This window comes from Rhodococcus sp. 852002-51564_SCH6189132-a (assembly GCF_001665495.1).
GTDB lineage: Bacteria > Actinomycetota > Actinomycetes > Mycobacteriales > Mycobacteriaceae > Rhodococcus > Rhodococcus pyridinivorans.
Genome location: NZ_LZMJ01000072.1, coordinates 1 through 18,773, shown reverse-complemented (window position 1 = coordinate 18,773; position 18,773 = coordinate 1). Strand labels below are relative to the sequence as shown.

Here is an 18,773-nt window from a genome sequence, read left to right as displayed (position 1 = left end):
AGAGTGGTCCGTTCTGGGCGAACAAAGGGTGAACAACACTCCAACGTCCGAAAAATGGGGTGTGACGTGCGGGAAATGCCGTCGACCCGCTGTCCGGTGGGGTACCGGTGTCATTACGATTCGAAGTGTGAGTGTTACGCAGGCCGTGTTGCTGGCCGTGGTCGCAGCGGTCCTCGGCGGGATCGTCACCGTCGCCGCCGGGAGGCTGGTGCAGCGCCGGGCCCACGATAGCGACCAAGCCGACCTCACGATGTTCGACGTGCTCGACCGGGTCGTGCACGGGGCGTCGACCGGTATCGCGGTGGTCGACAAGTTCCACGACGTCGTCCTGTCGAACCCGCGCGCCGAGGAACTCGGCCTCGTCCGCAACCGGCAGATCGACGACCGGGCCTGGGCGGCCGCCTGCCAGGTGCTCGAGAAGAGGAAGCCGATCGAACTCGACCTGGGCGCGAAGGCATTGCTCGGCCGCGAGCCCGTCGCGGTGCGCTGCACCGTCCGGCTGCTGCTCGACCAGGATCCGCGCTTCGTCGTGCTCTACGCCTTCGACGACTCCGAGCACGTCCGCATGGAGGCCACCCGGCGCGATTTCGTGGCCAACATCAGCCACGAACTGAAGACCCCCGTCGGCGCGATGGCGTTGCTCGCGGAGGCGCTGCTCGAATCCGTCGACGATCCCGAGACCGTCCGCCACTTCGGCGAACGGGTCCAACGCGAGGCGACGCGCCTCGGCAACATGGTGACCGAACTGATCGCCCTCTCGAAGCTCCAGGGTGCCGAGAAACTGCCCGATCTCGAGGTCGTGGACGTCGACGCCGTCGTCGACGAGGCTCTCGACCGCACGCGCCTGACCGCCGAGAACGCCTCGATCACCATCAGCACCGACCGGCCGAGCGGTCTCGAGATCCTCGGCGACCGAACGCTGCTCGTCAGCGCCCTCACCAACCTCATCGAGAACGCGATCGCCTACTCCCCGGCCGGCTCACCGGTGACCATCAGCAGGTCGCTGCGCGACGGCAAGGTCGCTATGGCCGTCACCGACCGGGGGATCGGTATCGCCAAGGAGGACCAGGAGCGGGTCTTCGAGCGCTTCTTCCGCGTCGACAAGGCCCGGTCGCGGGCCACCGGAGGCACCGGCCTCGGGCTGGCCATCGTCAAGCACGTCGCTGCGAACCATCACGGCGAGATCACCCTGTGGAGCAAGCCCGGTACCGGCTCCACCTTCACCCTCCTCGTCCCGGCTCACGTCGAGGACGCCGAGGACGACGAGAACCACACCGCCGACCGCACCGAGAAGGTGGTCGGATCGTGACGCAGACCCCACCCGGGTTCCCGGGCGGACGGATATCGAGAAACAGACGGAGGACCAGCTCGTGACGCGTGTGCTGATCGTCGAGGACGAGGAATCGTTGGCGGATCCGCTCGCCTTCCTGCTGCGGAAGGAGGGGTTCGAGACGACCATCGCCGGCGACGGCCCCTCGGCCCTCGCCGAGTTCGACCGGGAGGGCGCCGACATCGTCCTGCTCGACCTGATGCTCCCCGGGATGAGCGGCACCGACGTGTGCAAGCAGTTGCGGACCCGCTCGGGTGTGCCGGTCATCATGGTCACCGCTCGCGACAGCGAGATCGACAAGGTCGTCGGGCTCGAACTCGGCGCCGACGACTACGTCACCAAACCGTACTCGGCGCGTGAACTCATCGCCCGGATCCGTGCGGTCCTGCGGCGCGGGGCCGACACCGAGAGCGAGGTAGCGGCGGACGACGGACTGCTCGAGGCCGGACCCGTGCGGATGGACGTCGACCGTCACGTCGTACACGTCAACGGTGAGCCGGTTGCCATGCCGCTCAAGGAATTCGACCTGCTCGAATATCTCCTGCGGAACTCCGGGCGGGTGCTCACCCGCGGACAGCTCATCGACCGGGTGTGGGGCGCCGACTACGTCGGCGACACCAAGACCCTCGACGTCCACGTCAAGCGTCTGCGCTCGAAGATCGAGGAGGATCCGGCCAAGCCGCGTCACCTCGTGACGGTGCGCGGTCTGGGTTACAAGCTCGAGGCCTGATCGGAGCCGGCATCGGAGCCCGCCTGTGCTGCCGACGTCGCGGGATGGATCGCGATCAGACCCAGTCCCTGGCGTCGCCGGCACAGGCGCGCGAGCTCGTCGTAGGCCGCCGCACCGAGGAGTTCGGTGAGCTCGGGGGCGTACGACTGCCAGACCGGACGCTCGCCGACGTGCGCGTCGGGAGAGCCCGAGCAGTACCAGTCGAGGTCGTGCCCACCCTCACCCCAGCCGCGTCGGTCGTACTCGGTGATGACCGTGCGCAGGATCTCGGTGCCGTCGGGACGCTCGACCCAGTCCTGGGTGCGGCGGATCGGGAGCTGCCAGCACACGTCCGGCTTCATCTCGAGCGGTTCGATGCCGCGTCGCAACGCCATGGTGTGGAGGGCACAGCCCTGGCCGCCCTCGAATCCGGGACGGTTCAGGAAGATGCACGCACCCTTGTAGCGGCGGGTGCGCAGGGCGGGCTCGTCGTCGATCTCGTCCTCTTCGAGGTAGCCCTTCTTGCCCAGGCCCTTGTCCATGAACTGCCAATCGGCCGGCGTGAGGTGTTTCACTGCCTTCGCCAGCTTCTGGCGATCGTCGTCGTCGGACAGGAACGCACCGTGCGAGCAGCACCCGTCGTCGGGTCGCTCGGCGATGATGCCCTGGCACGCCGGAGTGCCGAACACGCAGGTCCACCGCGAGAGCAGCCATGTCATGTCTGCGGCGATGACGTGTTCGTCGTTGTCGGGGTCGGTGAACTCCACCCATTCCCGAGGAAAGTCGAGAGGGACTTCCGGGGCCGGGTCGAGTTTGTGTGGGGCATGGGACATACCTGCTGTCACAGGTCCCGACGGTAGACCCAGTACCGTATTGATGTGCGCTTAGGGGTACTCGACGTCGGAAGCAACACCGTTCACCTGTTGGTGGTGGACGCCCATCGTGGTGGGCACCCCACGCCGATGAGTTCGACGAAGGCCACGCTGCGGCTGTCCGAGAACATGGACGACAACGGCGACATCACCTCCAACGGCGCCGATCAGCTCGTCGAGACCGCCGCCGAATTCGCCAGCATCGCCCGCACCTCGGGATGCGGCGAGCTCATGGCGTTCGCGACGTCCGCGGTGCGCGACGCCGGCAACTCCGAGGCCGTCCTCGAGCGGGTGCGCCGGGAGGCCGGGGTGTCGCTGGACGTGCTCTCCGGCGAGGACGAGGCGCGGCTGACCTTCCTCGCGGTGCGCCGCTGGTACGGCTGGAGCGCCGGAAACATCCTCGACCTCGACATCGGCGGTGGTTCGCTCGAGCTCACCTTCGGTGGCGACGAGGACCCCGAGATCGCCTACTCGCTCCAGCTCGGTGCGGGACGGCTCACCCGCGACTGGTTCCGTGAGGACCCGCCCGGCAAGCGCCGGATCTCGGCGCTGCGCGACTGGCTCGACGCCGAACTCGCCGAGCCGGCGAAGGCCATACGCAACGCGGGCGACCCCGACCTGTGTGTGGGCACCTCCAAGACCTTCCGGACCCTCGCCCGCCTGACCGGCGCGGCCCCCTCGTCCGCCGGCCTGCGGGTACAACGGACCCTGACGGCCAGCGGACTGCGCCAGCTCATCGCATTCATCTCCCGGATGACCACGGCCGACCGCGCAGAACTCGAAGGCGTCAGCTCGGACCGGTCCGAGCAACTCGTCGCCGGCGCCCTCGTCGCGGAGGCGAGCATGCGTGCCCTCGGAGTGGAGACGCTGCAGATCTGCCCGTGGGCGTTGCGCGAAGGCCTGATTCTTCGGAAGCTCGATACGGATATGGGTGGCGAACTGGTGGTGGCAACCGGATGAGCGAGAATCGCAGCAACGACACGGGGCAGATCTCCGTGGCCGAGCTGTTGGCGCGTAACGGCCAGAAGGTGGGAACACGGGCCGGGGGACGACGCCGACGAGGTGCGAGCGGCGGCATCTCCGTCGCCGAACTGACGGGCGAGATCCCGATCACCCGCGCAGACAGCAAGGTCGAGCGGAATACCCCGACCGATGCGGAAAGCGCTGCCGGGCAGGCGGATTCGTCGTCCTCGACGGCTGCTGTCGAGGCGGAGACCCCGCCGAAGGCCGTCCCGGCGCCACGCAAGGTCGAGACCCCGAAGCTAGAGACGCCGAAGGCGGCGACCTTCGCGCTGTCCGACATCGAGAAGACCACCGTGACCCCGCGGGTTGCCGTCGAGACGAAGACGCCGCCGGTGAAGACCGGAACGAGCACGCCTGCCGTCACGAAGACGCCGCCTGCCGCGAAAACACCACCCACTGCGAAGGCGCCGTCCGGCCCGGCGGCGAAGGTGCCTGCAGCCGCGGATGAAGTGCCGAAGACGGACACGGTGTCGAAGACGGACACGGTGTCGAAGACGGCCGCATCGACGAAGGCAGCGTCCAAGGCGGCGCCGCCCAAGATCGAGTCGCCGACCGAGGTCATCCGTCCCGAGGCGCTTCCCCGGCGCGCGCGGGCGCATCTCGGAGCGGCAGCGCCCGGCTCGCAGTCCGGTGAAGGAGCAGCGGTCGCCGACAAGAAGGCGGACAAGAAGTCCGAGAAGGCGAGCGTCCCGGTGGTGTCGGTGCGCAAGGCCGACGTCGCCGAACCGCGACTACTGTCCGGCCCCGCCAGCGACCTGCAGGGCACCGGTTCCGACGCCGACGACTCGACCGACACCATCGGTGCTGCGGGTGCCGCGCCCGACGCTTCGGAGGGAGTGGCATCGTCGCGGTCGCGGAAGTCCCGCGGCAAGGGTGGGAAGGCGACGTCCGACGCCGCCGACGACTCGGCACGGAAGAGTGCGGACGACGAGTCCGCCGACGCGGAGCAGGGCAGTGGCCTCAAGCAATGGGCGTTACTGATCGGCGAGAGCGTCGCCGCGATCGTCGCGGGCGGATTGCTCTTCAAGGGCTTCGAGCGGTTGTGGGACCTCATGCCGTGGGTCGCCTTCGCGCTCGCGCTGCTGGTGATCGTGGGCCTGGTCGCGCTGGTGCGTGTCCTGCGGCGCACCGACGACATCACGAGTCAGCTCATCGCGCTCGCGGTGGGAGCATTCGTGGCCTTCGGGCCGCTGTTGTTCCTGCTGCCCGGGTGAGCCGATGCCGACCGCGCAGGGAATCCGGGTAGGGCTGTCCACCGCTTCGGTCTATCCGGAGAACACCGAAGCGGCGTTCCGCTTCGCGGCCGATCTCGGTTTCGACGGGGTCGAGCTGATGGTGTGGGCCGAACCGGTGAGCCAGGACCCCACCTCGGTGGAGCGTCTGGTCCGCGAGTACGGCGTGCCGGTGCTCGCCGTGCACGTGCCGTGTCTGCTGATCTCGCAGCGCGTGTGGGGATCCGATCCCGCCGCCAAGCTCGACCGTTCGGTGCGTGTCGCCGAGATCCTCGGTGCGGAGACCGTCGTGGTCCATCCGCCCTTCCGGTGGCAGCGTCGCTATGCGGAGGGATTCTCCGACCAGGTCGCGGCGCTCGAGGCCGACAGCCACGTGGTGCTCGCGGTCGAGAACATGTACCCGATGAGGGCCGACGTCGTCTTCGGCGGTCGTGATCGCGGCGCCGAACGTCTGCGCCGGCGCGGTCCCGGCCGCGCGGTCTCGGCCTACAGCCCGTCGCTCGACCCCACCGACACCGGTTTCGCGCACTACACGCTCGACCTGTCGCACACCGCGACCGCGGGGGCCGACGCCCTCGCGCTCGCGGATCGGATGGGGGAGGGGCTCGCCCACCTCCATCTCGCCGACGGCCGGGGCTCCTCGCTCGACGAACACCTCGTCCCGGGAACGGGCACGCAGCCGTGTGCGGACGTGTGCCGCCGGCTCGCCGCGAGCGACTTCGGCGGGCACGTGGTGCTCGAGATCAGCACCCAGAGCGCACGGACGCGTGCGGAGCGCGCCGGGATGCTGGCGCGTTCGCTGGCCTTCGCGCGCACGCACCTGGATCGCTCGGCGACGCGCGCGATCACCGCCGGCCCCGAGAGTCCCCGGCACACGGACATCGCGCGCGTCCCCGCCTCAGAGGGCAGCGATTCCGGCGGCGAGCACGGCGACGCCTGAGATCAGCACGCCCGCGGTGAGGGAGACGGCGCCGAGCCGGACCGCCGCGAATATCCGGCCGGGCCGCGTCGGATCGGGCCCGAGCACCGACAGGAAGAAGCCTGCCGGGATCAGGATCGCGGCGACGAGCACGGCGATGGCGCCGGCCGCCGACCAACCGGGTGATGCGCCCACGACGTGCGTGAGAACGGCGATGAGCAACCCGAGGGTGACGAGTACTCCAGCGTGGGCGTGACCGGCACGGAAGAACGTCTTCTGCAGGTCGTTGGTGGGTACGCCGCCCGCGGCGACGCGTAGCAGGAAGGTGCCTCCGAAGGCGATGCCTGCGACGGTGAGCACGGTGCTCCCGAGAACGATGGTCACGAGCGGACGCATGAGGGCCTCCTCGGCCGGTACTCCGTGACTGGATACTACAACTATCCAATACTGGATAGTTGTAGTATCCGGTGTCGAGGAGCGGAGGTGATCGGTGCGTATCTCGGAACTCGCCGAGCGTTGCGGCATACCGCTGCCGACGGTGAAGTACTACCTGCGCGAGGGGCTGCTCATGCCGGGCGTGGCGACGAGCGTCACCTCGGCGACCTACGACGACCGGCACGTGCGGCGCCTGGGTCTGGTCCGGTCACTCGCCGCGCAGGGTCTGCCCCTCGAGAAGATCAAGACCGTCGTGGATCTCGTCGACAATCCCCGCGACGACCTCTTCGTCGAACTCGGCCACGCCATCGCCGCGCTGCCACCCTACGTCGAGGACTCGGCCGGTCCCGGCTATCCCCGCGCCCGCCACCTGCTCGAACGCCTCGGCCAGGTCTACGACCCACGGTTCGCGGCCGTGGCGCAACTCGAACACGCGCTCGCGGCACTCGAAGCCGCCGGCCTGCGGATGGACGACCGCCGGATCGACGCCTACGGCCGTCACGTCCGCGCCATCGCCGAACTCGACCTCGAACTGCTGCCGACGCACTCCCGGGAAGCCACCGTGGAAGCGGCCGTGCTCGGGACCGCCCTGTACGAACCGGTCCTCACGGCCATGCGCCGGTTGGCCCACCAGCATCTCGCCGCCCGCATGTTCGGGTCCGGTGGACCCCCCACGACCGGCGCCGATCCGGCCCCGAACGACGACCAGGAGCAGCAGTGACCCTCACCGACCAGCCCTTCCTCGACCTGACCTCGGTCACCCGGGTGCCGGGAGAGCACCCGGATGGCACGGCGGCCTGGCAGGCGCACATCGATCCGGTGTGGACCATCGGGCCCAAGGCGCACGGCGGATGCATGCTCGCGGTCTGCGCGTCCGCGGCGCGCAGGTCGGTGCTCGACGCCGGCGTCGACCCGCTCACCCAGCCCCTCGCCGTGAGTGCCTCGTTCGTCGCCGCGCCCGACCCCGGCGACGTCGAACTCACCACCGTCCTACGCAAGCAGGGCAAGCAGATCGCCCTTGTGGACGTCGAACTGTCCCAGGCCGGGCGTGTGGCGGTGCGGGCGAGTGTCACCCTCGGCACGCCGGATACCGAGGAGCCCTTCCACACGGTGCCGCACCGCGCGACCACCATGCCCGCCGACCCGCCGGCCGAGTCGGTGCTCGTCACCCCCGAGCACCCCATGGGGCAGATCGTGAAGTTCGCCGCCACCTCCCACCTCCGGATCGACTCCGCCACCGCGCGTTTCCTCGACGGGCAGCAGGGCGAACCGCTCGTGTCGATGTGGACGCGGCCGTCGCCGGGCGACGAGGCCGACGTCGACACCTCGGTGCTGTTCGCGCTCATGTGCGGCGACGTGTCGGCTCCCGTCGCGATGAACCTCGGCCGTTTCGGCTGGGCGCCGACGGTGCAACTCACCGCCTATCTGCGGCGGGTTCCGGCTCCGGGATGGCTGCGGGTCATCGCCGAGAGCAGCGTGCTCGGCAGCACCTGGTTCGAGGAGGACCACACCGTCGTCGACTCGACCGGCCAGGTGGTCGTGCAATCGCGTCAGCTGGCCATGATGCCGCGCTGATAGGCCCGAACGCGGTAGGTCCCGACAGGCGGTGACCGTGGTGTAGGCCGCACGGACGGTCGTGGCAGGCTGTCCCCATGACGAGAATCGCAGTGATCGGTGGCGGCAGGATCGGCGAGGCGCTGATCTCGGGTCTGCTGAAGAACGGCTTCGCGACCAAGGATCTCGTGGTCGCCGAGAAGTTCGAGGAACGGCGTGAGGAATTGTCCCGGGCCTACTCGATCCGGGTCACCGACAGCACCTCCGACGCCGCGGAAGGCGCCGACGTGGTGGTCGTGGCCGTCAAGCCCAACGACGTGGACGTCGTCGTCACCGCCCTCGCGGCGGTCGACGCCGGGAACGACGACGAGCAGATCCTGGTGTCGCTTGCCGCGGGCATCCCGACGGTCCGCTACGAGACCAAGCTCCCGGCCGGCTTCCCCGTCGTGCGCGTGATGCCGAACACCCCGATTCTCGTCGGGGAGGGCGCGAGCGTGCTGTCCGCCGGTCGGTACGTCAAGCAGCAGCATCTCGACACGGTCCGCGAGATCCTCGCGAGCGTGGGAACGGTCTCGGTGGTCCCGGAGGCGCAGATCGACGCGGTCACCGCGGTTTCCGGATCCGGGCCCGCATATTTCTTTCTCGTCGCGGAGGCGATGATCGACGCCGGTGTCTCGCTCGGCCTGACGCGGGCGGTGGCCACCGATCTGGTGGTGCAGACGATGACCGGCTCGGCCGCGATGCTCACGCGCTCGGGGGACAACGCTGCCGACCTGCGCGCCGCGGTCACCTCGCCGGGTGGCACCACGGCGGCCGCGATCCGCGAACTCGAGCGTGGAGGCCTGCGTACGGCCTTCTACGAGGCGCTCGACGCTGCGAAGCGCCGTTCCGCGCAACTCGGGGCGGCATCGGATCAGCCGTCGCCTGCGGCCCGCGAGGGGCTCTCCGGGACGGCCTGACAGGGCATCCACCCGAGGCACTGACAGGTGTCACTGCGCAACGCTGACAGACGTCACCGTAGGGCGTAGCGTGGCGACGAACAGCCGCCCGCCGGAAATTCCCCAGCTGCATCGTCGCACAGGAACCATTCGTCACGCTAAGCTCGAATCAGCACGTGCGTGTCTGTTCCGCCGGAGGGGAAGCCGGCGGCGCGGGCGTGCCGGAGGTGTGTAATGGTTTCAGGAAACACGCCGTCGAAGGGTCAACCTCAAGACGGACAGTCGGTTCTCGCCGGTACCCAGTTCCTGACGGTTGCCGAAGTAGCAGCTCTCATGCGGGTGTCGAAGATGACCGTGTACAGGCTGGTGCACAGTGGCGAACTACCCGCAGTGCGTGTGGGACGCTCGTTCCGCGTGCATGCGAAGGCCGTCCACGACTACCTCGAGACGTCGTACTTCGACGTCGGATAGAGGTCGGACAGGGACGATCGGCGCATCGTCGGGGACGACGGTACGACGAACGGATCCGGTGCGCGAGGGAAGTCGCGTTCCGGGACGGACCTCGGTTTCACGCCGGGTGGGCCGCCCCGGTAGGATTGCTTGTCGTCGTACCGGCCAGCCGGTGTCGTGAGGCGCTGTTACTCGTCGCCACGAGGCCCAGCGTCGACATACATCAGGCGTACGTCACCGGCGTGCGCAGGAACGCTACAAGGAACGTGAGGGATGCCCACATGGGATCTGTGATCAAGAAGCGCCGTAAGCGCATGTCGAAGAAGAAGCACCGCAAGCTGCTCCGCCGCACCCGAGTGCAGCGTCGTAAACTCGGCAAGTAAGCCCTGCGCCTATCCGATGCCCGTCACCTTCCATGGTGGCGGGCATCGTTCGTCTGTGGATCCCGGTACACGAAAGTTCACCCACGAGTCGTGCGATGGCGGCGAAGTGGCCGTATTGTGGGACGGCATACCGCGTCGGGGCGAATGTGACCGATGACGCGTGTGGGGCAGCAGGGGGTTTCACGAGTGGTTTCGCAGGGGCACGAAGTGGCACGTCCACGAGTCGTGCTGGTCACCGGAGCAAGTCGGTTCCTGGGTGGTTTCCTCGTCACCAGGCTCGCCCAGAATCCCGACATCGAGCGGGTGATCGGCGTCGACACCCAGTCGCCGTCGAAGGACATGCTCCGGCGCATGGGGCGGGCCGAGTTCGTGCTCGCCGACATCCGCAACCCACTCATCGGCAAGATCATCCGCAACATGGACGTCGACACTGTCGTCCACGCGTCCGCCGTCACGAAGGCCCCGAAGTCCGGGAGCCGCACGGCGATGAAGGACATGAACGTCCTCGGCGCGATGCAGCTGTTCGCGGTGTGCCAGAAGGCACCCTCGGTGCGCAGGATCGTGCTGCGCTCGTCGTCCGTCCTCTACGGATCGAGTGCCAAGGACCCCGCGAAGTTCACCGAGGAGATGAGCGCCCGCCGCCGGCCCACGGGCGCCTTCGCCCGCGACATGATAGAGGTCGAGGGATATCTGCGCGGCGTCGCCCGGCGGCGCAGCGACATCGCGACCACCATCCTCCGGTTCGCACCCACCGTCGGGAACCGGCTGCCCGGCTCGGTGTCGAGCTATCTCACCTCCCCGCTCGTCCCCAACGTGCTCGGCCGCGACGCGCGACTACAGTTGCTGCACGAGGAGGACGCACTCGGTGCGCTCGAACACGCGGTCGTCGCCGGACCGTCAGGGACGTACAACATCGCCGGTGAGGGGATCGTCACGATGACCCAGGCCGTGCGCCGGGCCGGTGGCGTCACCGTGCCGATGCCCTACGCGCTGTTCCGCACGGTCGGGCACGCACTCATGGGTTCCGTGATGAACTCCTTCACCAAAGAAGAACTCGACTATTTCCATTTCGGATGCGGACTCGACACCACGCGCATGCGCCACGAGTTCGGATTCGAACCACGCTGGACCACGAGAGAAGCGCTCGACGATTTCGCCCGGGGCCTCGCCCTCACCCGCATCGTGAAGACCGAATGGGTGGACAAGGCCGAGTCGATGGCGCTCTCCGTGCTCGGAGAGACGAGGGAGACGCGATGACGGAGGTCGCGAAGGTCATCCCGTTGCACGCCGGCAACCGCCGTCCCGGTGAACGGGTCACACGCACACCCCATCCGTCGATGGGGCCACCGCCCACCCCCGAGCAGGTGAACCGCACCGATCGATTCCTCGACGACCTGCGCGGCACGCTCGCACAACAGGTCACCGCCACCGCCGAGTTCGTGCGCCGCCGGATGACCGGCGACTACGAAGTCGACGACTTCGGCTTCGACCCGCACTTCACCGAGAACGTCGTCCTGCCGGTGCTGCGACCCCTGTTCGACAAGTGGTTCCGCGTCGAGGTCCGCGGCGTCGAGAACATCCCCGCCGAGGGCAGCGCACTCGTCGTCGCCAACCACGCCGGCACGCTCCCCGTCGACGCACTGATGACCTCCGTCGCCGTGCACGACCACGCGGATCGTCACCTGCGGATGCTCGCCGCCGATCTCGCCTTCGGTATGCCCGTGGTGGGGACGGTGACGCGCAAGGCCGGCCACACCCTCGCGTGCCATCCCGACGCCGAACGACTCCTCCGGCAGGACCAGGTGGTCGCGGTCTTCCCCGAGGGGTACAAGGGACTCGGCAAGCCGTTCAAGGAGCGTTACAAACTGCAGCGGTTCGGCCGCGGCGGTTTCGTGTCGGCGGCCCTGCGCACCCAGGCGCCCATCGTGCCGTGCTCGATCGTCGGCTCCGAGGAGATCTACCCGAACATCGCCGACCTCACCTCGCTCGCGCGCCTGCTCGGCCTGCCCTACTTCCCGATCACCCCGCTGTTCCCGGCGCTCGGCCCGCTCGGGATCGTGCCGCTGCCGTCGAAGTGGTACATCGAGTTCGGCACACCCATCGTCACCGACGTGTACGACGAGGCCTCGGCGGAGGATCCGATGGTGTTGTTCGAGGTCACCGACCACGTGCGCGAGACGATCCAGCAGACCCTCTACAAACTGCTCACGCGCCGGCGGAACGTCTTCCTCGGCTGAGCACCTCGAAAATCAAGCCGCTCGGTCGCGGCGGCGACCCACGAGGACCGCGACAGCACCACCCGCGGCACCGAGACCGAGCGCCGTCGGCACCCCGACCTTCGCGGCCTTGCGCGCCGTCCGGAAGTCGCGGATCTCCCACCCGCGTGTGCGAGCGACCTGCCGTAGATCCGGATCGGGATTGATCGCGACGGCCGTGCCGACCACCGAGAGCATCGGCACGTCGTTGTGGCTGTCCGAATAAGCCGTGCAGCGCTTGAGATTCAGACCCTCACGGATCGCGAGGGCCCGCACCGCGTGCGCCTTGCCGAGACCGTGCAGGATGTCGCCGACGAGACGGCCCGTGAAGACGCCGTCCTTCGACTCGGCGACGGTGCCGAGCGCACCGGTCAGGCCGAGGCGTTCGGCGATGACGTCGGCCAGTTCGACCGGCGTCGCGGTCACGAGCCACACCTGCTGGCCCGCGTCCAGGTGCATCTGCGCGAGCGCGCGGGTGCCCGGCCAGATCTTATCGGCGATGATGTCGTCGTAGATCTCCTCGCCGAGCCGGCGCAGTTCCTCCGTGGAGCGGCCCTGCACGAACGACAGCGCCTTGTCGCGACCGGACGCGACGTCGTTCATGTTCTCCTTGCCCGTCAGGCGGAACTTGACCTGCTGCCAGGCGAACTCGAACAAGTCGGACTTGTCGAAGTAGTTCCGGGCGACGAGGCCGCGGGCGAAGTGGATGATCGACGCGCCCTGCACCATCGTGTTGTCGACGTCGAAGAACGCCGCCGCGGTCAGATCGCGCGGGACGGGAGCGGTATCGGGGGAGGGCTCGGGTTCGACGCGGGATTCCTGCAACGCGAGGGCGGCATCGGCGCTCGCCTCACCTGCGAGATTGGCGCGGACCTCTTCCTCGCTGGGTCCGAATTTGCGAGAGAAGAGCCGACGTCCGGGACGGATGATGCTCGCCCACGTCTCACCCATGCCCCATCCGTAGGGAAACGAACGTCCTGGCACTCGCACCTCCGGTGTCGTAACGGGCGGGGCTGTCGAAACGGGCGGGCCCCGTGTGACCCCTGCACTTCCGGGCGCCGCACATATGGCGACCGCATGCACGGGCGACCCGCGCCAAGCCTAGCCCGCGACACCGCCCCTCACCGGGAGGCCGTCGCCCCCGTGACGAGGTGTGACGTTCATCTCGACAGGTCGTGCCGCACAGTGGAGGCATGAGTGAGCAATCGTCATCGGCAACGAGCGGCTCCGCGAGCCGTCATCACCTGACCCTTCTCGTGCGCGCCGGGTGCGGTGCGTGCGGTCCTGCGCGCGAGCAGCTCGAGGCGCTCGCGGAGGAACTCGGCGTCGAGGTCACCTGCATCGACGTGGATGTCGCTGCCGCAACCGATCCCGATCTGAGGGCCGAATTCGGGGACCGTCTGCCCGTCGTTCTGCTCGACGGACGCGAGCACAGCTACTGGGAGGTCGACGAGCCGCGACTGCGCGCAGATCTCGCTCGGTGAGTCGGCAGGTCCTCGTCGTACAGCAGGTGGGAAGCACATTCGGGGTGCTTCGAGCAACTTTGTGCATGGCTTCACAAGCGGTTACCGTGGTGTGAACGAATTCCCGGATCACCGTGAGGCCAGGCGTGTATCCACCGGCCGGACGAGGAGCCACGTACCGTGACGCAGTTGCACCCACCGCAGGGCGAGGACGCTCGCGGCACCGCCGAGTCCGGCGAGGGTGCCACTCCCACTCCTCCGGTCCGCGATATCCCACAGGCTACTGTGACGCGTCTCGCGACCTACCTCCGGGTCCTCGGTGCGTTCGCCGAAGCGGGCACTCTCATCGTCTCCAGTGAGGAACTCGCGGCCGCCGCCGGGGTCGGTTCGGCCAAACTGCGCAAGGATCTGTCCTTCCTCGGACCCAACGGAGTGCGCGGCGTCGGCTACGACGTCCTGCGCCTCCAGTCCCGCATCGAAGCAGCTCTCGGACTCGACCGGGGCCATCGCGTCGTGCTCGTCGGAGTTGGCAGCCTCGGCCGCGCCCTCGCCCGGTATCCGGGCTTCGACCGCCGCGGTTTCACGATGGCCGGACTCTTCGATTCCGATCCCGACGTGGTGGGCACACGTGTGGGCGATCTCGTCGTGCGTCACGTCGACGATCTCGAGAACGGAGCCCATGAACTCGGCGCGACCATCGGTGTCGTCGCCACCCCCGACGAGGCAGCACAGCAGGTGTGCGATCGGCTCGTGCTCGCAGGAGTGCGCAGCATCCTGAGCTTCGCTCCCGTCGAACTCGATGTCCCCGACCACGTCGAGATCCGACGCGTCGATCTGTCCGTCGAGATGCAGGTCCTGTCCTTCAACAGCACCCGCAACGGGGAGACCCCCCGGGCCGCGACCGCTGACGTTCGTCCTGCTGCCGGCGACGTACGCCCCGCCGGCATACCGCGGGTGTCCACCCGAAGCTCTGCTCGGCGTACCACAACAGGAAAGGCGGGTCCGATGGGCTCGGCCGCGACCAGAAACGGATCGGTGATCGCACCGTGAGTGTTCTCCTCGTCGGGATATCGCATAGGAGCGCACCGGTCCCGGTGCTCGAGAAGGTGGCGGTCACGGACACCGACCGCCCCAAGCTCACCGACAAGATGCTGGCGTCGGACAAGATCTCCGAAGCGATGATCGTCTCCACCTGCAACCGGGTGGAGATCTACGCGGTGGTCGACGCCTTCCACGGCGCGCTCGCCGCGGTCAGCGAACTGCTCGCCGAGCACTCGGGTCTGCCCGTCACCGAACTGCACAAGCACGCCTACGTCCGCTACAGCGAGGCCGCTGCCGAACACCTGTTCTCCGTCGCCAGCGGGCTCGACTCGATGGTCGTGGGGGAGCAGCAGATCCTCGGCCAGATCCGCACCGCCTACGCCGCCGCCGACGCTCAGCAGGCCGCCGGCCGCACCCTGCACGAACTCGCCCAGCAGGCGCTGCGCGTCGGCAAGCGGGTGCACTCGGAGACCGGCATCGACGCCGCCGGTGCATCCGTCGTGTCGGTCGCGCTCGACAAGGCCTCGAACTTCCTCGGAGGCGCCCTGAAGGGCCGCACCGCCGCGGTGATCGGTGCCGGCGCCATGGGTGGTCTCGCCGTCGCGCATCTCGTCCGGGCCGAGGTCGGCTCGATCGTCGTCGCCAACCGCACCCGCGACCGTGCCGAGCGACTCGCCGAGACCGCACAGGCCGCCGGTGTCGACGCCGAGGTCGTCGGATTCGACGATCTCGCGACCGCACTGAGCCGCGCCGACGTCGCCGTCACCTGCACCGGAGCCGTGGGCGCCGTCGTCACGCTCGCCGACGCGCACCGCGCACTCGCGCAGCCCGGCCGCGGCGAACGCCCCCTCGCGATCTGCGATCTCGGTCTGCCGCGCGACGTCGACACCGCCGTGGCCGGTCTTCCCGGTGTGCAGGTCTTCGACATGGAGTCGCTGCAGCGCGACCCGTCGGCCGGCGCCGCCGCGACCGACGCGGAGGCCGCCCGCACGATCGTCGCCGCCGAGCTGTCGCAGTACCTCACCGCGCAGCGACTCGCCGAGGTCACCCCCACCGTGACGGCACTGCGTCAGCGCGCCGCCGAAGTGGTCGAGGGCGAACTGATGCGCCTCGAATCGCGACTGCCCGATCTCGACGACGGCCAGCGCGGCGAGGTCGCCCGCACCGTGCGCCGGGTCGTCGACAAGCTCCTCCACGCACCGACGGTGCGCGTCAAGCAGCTCGCGTCGACGCCGGGAGGCGACCAGTACGCCGAGGCCCTGCGCGAGCTGTTCGAGCTGCGCCCGGGCTCGGTCGAGGCGGTCGCGACACCCACCAAAGATCTGAACTCGCTGACCGATCCCACCCTCTCGGGGGATCTGTCCGCCGCACTCGACCCCGCTGTCACCACCGAACTCCAGGCCTCACGAAAGGACGGCACCGCATGAGCACCGAAGCCGCATCGGTTTCCCGCGACGATGTTGCTCGGCAGGATCGTCCCCTGCGGATCGGTACCCGCGGCAGCGTGCTCGCCACGACCCAGGCCGGTACCGTGCGCGACGCACTGATTGCCGCCGGTCGCCCGGCAGAGCTCGTCATCATCACCACCAAGGGCGATGTGACGCCCGGCCCGGTGCAGCGCATCGGCGTCGGCGTGTTCACCGCCGAGCTGCGCGAGGCGCTGCTCGCAGGTGAGGTCGACGTCGCCGTGCACTCCTACAAGGACCTGCCGACCTTCCAGGATCCGCGCCTCGTCGTCGCGGCCGTCCCCGAGCGGGAGGACCCGCGCGACGCGCTCGTCGCCCGCGACGGACTCGTCCTCGGCGAGCTGCCGCCCGGCTCCAAGGTCGGTACCTCGGCGCCGCGCCGGCGGGCACAACTCGCTGCGCTCGGCCTGGGACTGCAGATCGAACCGCTGCGCGGCAACATCGACACCCGCATCGGCAAGGTCGACTCCGGCGAACTCGACGCGATCGTCATCGCGCGTGCCGGACTGTCGCGGATCGGACGCCTGGACCGGGTCACCGAGTCCCTCGAACCGGTACAGATGCTGCCCGCGCCGTCGCAGGGTGCGCTCGCCGTGGAGTGCCGGTCGGACGATCCCGAGATGATCGAGCTGCTCGCCGGACTCGACCATGCGCCGAGCCGCGCCGCAGTCGTCGCGGAGCGCTCGCTGCTCGCCGAACTCGAAGCCGGATGCACCGCACCGGTGGGGGCGATCGCCGAGGTCGTCGAATCGCTCGACGACGACGGCCGGGTGATCGAGGAACTGTCGGTGCGCGGATGCGCCGCCGCCATGGACGGATCGGATGTGCTGCGAGCGAGCGCGGTGGGGGCGCCGGAGAAGGCCGAGGAACTCGGTCGCCGTGTCGCCCGTGAACTGCTCGACCTCGGTGCGCGCGAGCTCATGGTCGAGCACGGGGTCCTCCCCGAGACGAGACCTGCCGATGATTGACACAGCCGGCACCGTCACCCGATTTGCCCTTACCGCTGATTTGACCGCACTGGAGAATGACCGATGAGCCGAGTCCGTAAGCACAACCCCGGGCGCATCCTGTTCGTGGGATCGGGCCCGGGCGATCCTGCGCTGCTCACCGTGCGCGCGCGTGACGTGCTGGCGGGCGCCACGATCGCCTTCACCGACCCCGATGTCGACAAGGGTGTCGTGGCCCTCGTCGGTGTCGACCACGGCACCGACCCGGAGACCGGTGAGCCCGTCGCCGAGGTCCGTCCCGCGCTCGGCGAGCCCGCCGAGGTCGCCAAGACGCTCGTCGCCGAGGCGAAGGCCGGTCGCGACGTGGTGCGCCTCGTCGCGGGCGACCCGCTCACCACCGACTCGGTGATCGCCGAGGTCAACGCCGTCGCCCGCACCCAGGTGGTCTTCGAGGTCCTGCCGGGCCTGCCCGCCGGATCGTCCGTGCCGAGCTACGCCGGTATGGCGCTCGGCTCGTGCCACACCGAGGTCGACGTGCGCGGAGAGGTCGACTGGGCCGCGCTCGCCGCCGCCCCCGGCCCCCTCGTCCTCCATGCGACCTCCGGCCACCTCGCCGAGACCGCCAGCGCGCTGGTCGAACACGGCCTGGCGCCGCAGACCCCCGCCGCGATCACCGTGCGCGGCACCACCCGTCAGCAGCGCACCGTCGAGGCCACCCTCGCGACCCTGAACGACGCGGGTTCCGAGCTCGTCGGACCGCTCGTCGTCACCGTCGGCAAGGTCGTCTCGCACCGCAACAAGATGTCGTGGTGGGAGTCGCGCGCCCTGTACGGCTGGACCGTGCTCGTGCCCCGCACCAAGGATCAGGCCGGCGAGATGAGCGAGCGGCTCGTCACGCACGGCGCGATCCCGATGGAGGTGCCGACCATCGCGGTCGAGCCGCCGCGCAGTCCCGCGCAGATGGAACGTGCGGTCAAGGGCCTGGTCGACGGTCGCTACCAGTGGGTGGTGTTCACTTCCACCAACGCGGTGCGTGCGGTGTGGGAGAAGTTCGAGGCGTTCGGTCTCGACGCGCGCGCGTTCTCCGGCGTCAAGATCGCGTGCGTCGGTGAGGCCACCGCTGCGAAGGTGCGCTCGGTCGGCATCATCCCCGAGCTCGTGCCCAGCGGCGAACAGTCCAGCCTCGGCCTGCTCGCCGAGTTCGCCCCGTACGACGACGTCTTCGATCCGGTCAACCGGGTGCTGCTGCCGCGCGCCGACATCGCCACCGAGACCCTCGCCGAGGGTCTGCGCGAGCGCGGCTGGGAGATCGACGACGTCACCGCCTACCGCACCGTGCGTGCCGCTCCGCCGCCGGCCGCGACCCGCGAGATGATCAAGACCGGTGGTTTCGACGCGGTGTGCTTCACCTCGTCGTCGACGGTCCGCAATCTCGTGGGTATCGCCGGCAAGCCGCACGCCCGCACGATCGTCGCGTGTATCGGCCCGAAGACGGCCGAGACGGCGATCGAGTTCGGCCTGCGGGTGGACGTGCAGCCCGAGACCGCGCAGATCGGGCCCCTGGTCGACGCGCTCGCCGAGCACGCGGCCCGGCTCCGCGCGGAAGGCGCACTGCCTCCGCCGCGGAAGAAGTCCCGCGCCCGCCGCTGATCTCTGGTGATCCGATGATCCGTGGGGGGGGGCGGGGGGGGGCGCAAACCGGGCGCGCCCCCCCCCGGAGGGATGGGGGGGGGCGCAGGTGGGGGACCCACGGCCC

20 protein-coding genes are annotated in these 18,773 nt (G+C 69.2%); 17 read left to right on the top strand and 3 right to left on the bottom strand.

Features of this window, described 5'->3' with window-relative positions; translation table 11 throughout:
* Nucleotides 1-127: 127 nt before the first annotated feature.
* Complete coding sequence (locus A5767_RS18365; protein WP_064852879.1) at nucleotides 128-1,309, top strand: sensor histidine kinase; 1,182 nt, start codon at nucleotides 128-130, stop codon at nucleotides 1,307-1,309.
* A gap of 61 nt (nucleotides 1,310-1,370) precedes the next feature.
* Nucleotides 1,371-2,060, top strand: a complete 690-nt coding sequence (locus tag A5767_RS18360) for a response regulator transcription factor (protein ID WP_006552355.1) — start codon at nucleotides 1,371-1,373, stop codon at nucleotides 2,058-2,060.
* Here the strand turns inward: A5767_RS18360 and A5767_RS18355 are convergent.
* Nucleotides 2,042-2,872: a hypothetical protein gene (locus A5767_RS18355; RefSeq protein WP_024101732.1), complete on the bottom strand. Its 831-nt coding sequence runs from the start codon at nucleotides 2,870-2,872 to the stop codon at nucleotides 2,042-2,044. The two genes, A5767_RS18360 and A5767_RS18355, sit on opposite strands and share 19 nt — an antisense overlap.
* 45 nt (nucleotides 2,873-2,917) lie before the next feature.
* Here A5767_RS18355 and A5767_RS18350 point away from each other — a divergent pair, with 45 nt between their 5' ends.
* The 3 genes from A5767_RS18350 to A5767_RS18340 are packed head-to-tail and all read left to right on the top strand — an operon-like array spanning nucleotide 2,918 to nucleotide 6,106.
* On the top strand, nucleotides 2,918-3,871 hold the full coding sequence (locus tag A5767_RS18350) for a Ppx/GppA phosphatase family protein (RefSeq protein ID WP_082920950.1): 954 nt from the start codon (nucleotides 2,918-2,920) through the stop codon (nucleotides 3,869-3,871).
* Entirely contained in the window at nucleotides 3,868-5,148 is a 1,281-nt protein-coding gene (locus tag A5767_RS18345; protein ID WP_064852878.1) for a hypothetical protein, read from the top strand. The genes A5767_RS18350 and A5767_RS18345 overlap by 4 nt, the downstream gene beginning before the upstream one ends.
* Nucleotides 5,149-5,152: 4 nt before the next feature.
* Complete coding sequence (locus A5767_RS18340; RefSeq protein WP_019291195.1) at nucleotides 5,153-6,106, top strand: sugar phosphate isomerase/epimerase family protein; 954 nt, start codon at nucleotides 5,153-5,155, stop codon at nucleotides 6,104-6,106.
* Here the strand turns inward: A5767_RS18340 and A5767_RS18335 are convergent.
* Nucleotides 6,065-6,481, bottom strand: a complete 417-nt coding sequence (locus A5767_RS18335; RefSeq protein WP_064852877.1) for a hypothetical protein — start codon at nucleotides 6,479-6,481, stop codon at nucleotides 6,065-6,067. The two genes, A5767_RS18340 and A5767_RS18335, sit on opposite strands and share 42 nt — an antisense overlap.
* Nucleotides 6,482-6,575: 94 nt before the next feature.
* Here A5767_RS18335 and A5767_RS18330 point away from each other — a divergent pair, with 94 nt between their 5' ends.
* The 7 genes from A5767_RS18330 to A5767_RS18305 all read left to right on the top strand — a co-directional run bounded on the left by A5767_RS18330 (nucleotide 6,576) and on the right by A5767_RS18305 (nucleotide 12,082).
* Nucleotides 6,576-7,241 carry a MerR family transcriptional regulator gene (locus A5767_RS18330; protein ID WP_006552348.1) on the top strand — a complete coding sequence of 222 codons (666 nt, stop codon included), beginning with the start codon at nucleotides 6,576-6,578 and terminating at the stop codon, nucleotides 7,239-7,241.
* Nucleotides 7,238-8,095 carry a thioesterase family protein gene (locus A5767_RS18325; protein ID WP_064852876.1) on the top strand — a complete coding sequence of 286 codons (858 nt, stop codon included), beginning with the start codon at nucleotides 7,238-7,240 and terminating at the stop codon, nucleotides 8,093-8,095. Before A5767_RS18330 ends, A5767_RS18325 begins: the two co-directional genes overlap by 4 nt.
* 77 nt (nucleotides 8,096-8,172) lie before the next feature.
* Nucleotides 8,173-9,033, top strand: coding sequence for a pyrroline-5-carboxylate reductase (gene proC, locus A5767_RS18320; protein WP_039958125.1), 861 nt, complete (start codon nucleotides 8,173-8,175; stop codon nucleotides 9,031-9,033).
* A gap of 213 nt (nucleotides 9,034-9,246) precedes the next feature.
* Entirely contained in the window at nucleotides 9,247-9,483 is a 237-nt protein-coding gene (locus A5767_RS18315) for a helix-turn-helix domain-containing protein (RefSeq protein ID WP_006552345.1), read from the top strand.
* Nucleotides 9,484-9,743: 260 nt separating this feature from the next.
* Nucleotides 9,744-9,845, top strand: coding sequence for a 30S ribosomal protein bS22 (locus tag A5767_RS22805; RefSeq protein WP_003402602.1), 102 nt, complete (start codon nucleotides 9,744-9,746; stop codon nucleotides 9,843-9,845).
* Nucleotides 9,846-10,070: 225 nt separating this feature from the next.
* Nucleotides 10,071-11,102 (top strand): NAD-dependent epimerase/dehydratase family protein, encoded by a 1,032-nt coding sequence (locus tag A5767_RS18310; RefSeq protein WP_006552344.1) that lies wholly within the window; start codon nucleotides 10,071-10,073, stop codon nucleotides 11,100-11,102.
* The gene (locus A5767_RS18305) at nucleotides 11,099-12,082 is read left to right on the top strand and encodes a lysophospholipid acyltransferase family protein (RefSeq protein ID WP_006552343.1); all 984 of its coding nucleotides are present in this window, start codon (nucleotides 11,099-11,101) and stop codon (nucleotides 12,080-12,082) included. Before A5767_RS18310 ends, A5767_RS18305 begins: the two co-directional genes overlap by 4 nt.
* 12 nt (nucleotides 12,083-12,094) lie before the next feature.
* Here A5767_RS18305 and A5767_RS18300 read toward each other — a convergent pair whose 3' ends face one another.
* Entirely contained in the window at nucleotides 12,095-13,051 is a 957-nt protein-coding gene (locus tag A5767_RS18300; RefSeq protein WP_006552341.1) for an HAD family hydrolase, read from the bottom strand.
* Between the two features lie 242 nt (nucleotides 13,052-13,293).
* Here A5767_RS18300 and A5767_RS18295 point away from each other — a divergent pair, with 242 nt between their 5' ends.
* From A5767_RS18295 to A5767_RS18275, 5 genes are all read left to right on the top strand, one after another.
* Nucleotides 13,294-13,584 carry a glutaredoxin family protein gene (locus A5767_RS18295; RefSeq protein ID WP_006552340.1) on the top strand — a complete coding sequence of 97 codons (291 nt, stop codon included), beginning with the start codon at nucleotides 13,294-13,296 and terminating at the stop codon, nucleotides 13,582-13,584.
* 159 nt (nucleotides 13,585-13,743) lie between these two features.
* Entirely contained in the window at nucleotides 13,744-14,613 is an 870-nt protein-coding gene (locus A5767_RS18290; RefSeq protein ID WP_019291201.1) for a redox-sensing transcriptional repressor Rex, read from the top strand.
* Entirely contained in the window at nucleotides 14,610-16,031 is a 1,422-nt protein-coding gene (locus A5767_RS18285; protein WP_024101721.1) for a glutamyl-tRNA reductase, read from the top strand. The genes A5767_RS18290 and A5767_RS18285 overlap by 4 nt, the downstream gene beginning before the upstream one ends.
* A complete protein-coding gene (gene hemC / locus A5767_RS18280) occupies nucleotides 16,028-17,038 on the top strand; it encodes a hydroxymethylbilane synthase (RefSeq protein ID WP_006552338.1) in 1,011 nt (336 codons plus the stop codon). Before A5767_RS18285 ends, hemC begins: the two co-directional genes overlap by 4 nt.
* A gap of 63 nt (nucleotides 17,039-17,101) precedes the next feature.
* On the top strand, nucleotides 17,102-18,667 hold the full coding sequence (locus A5767_RS18275) for a uroporphyrinogen-III synthase (protein ID WP_033096113.1): 1,566 nt from the start codon (nucleotides 17,102-17,104) through the stop codon (nucleotides 18,665-18,667).
* Nucleotides 18,668-18,773 lie beyond the last annotated feature (106 nt).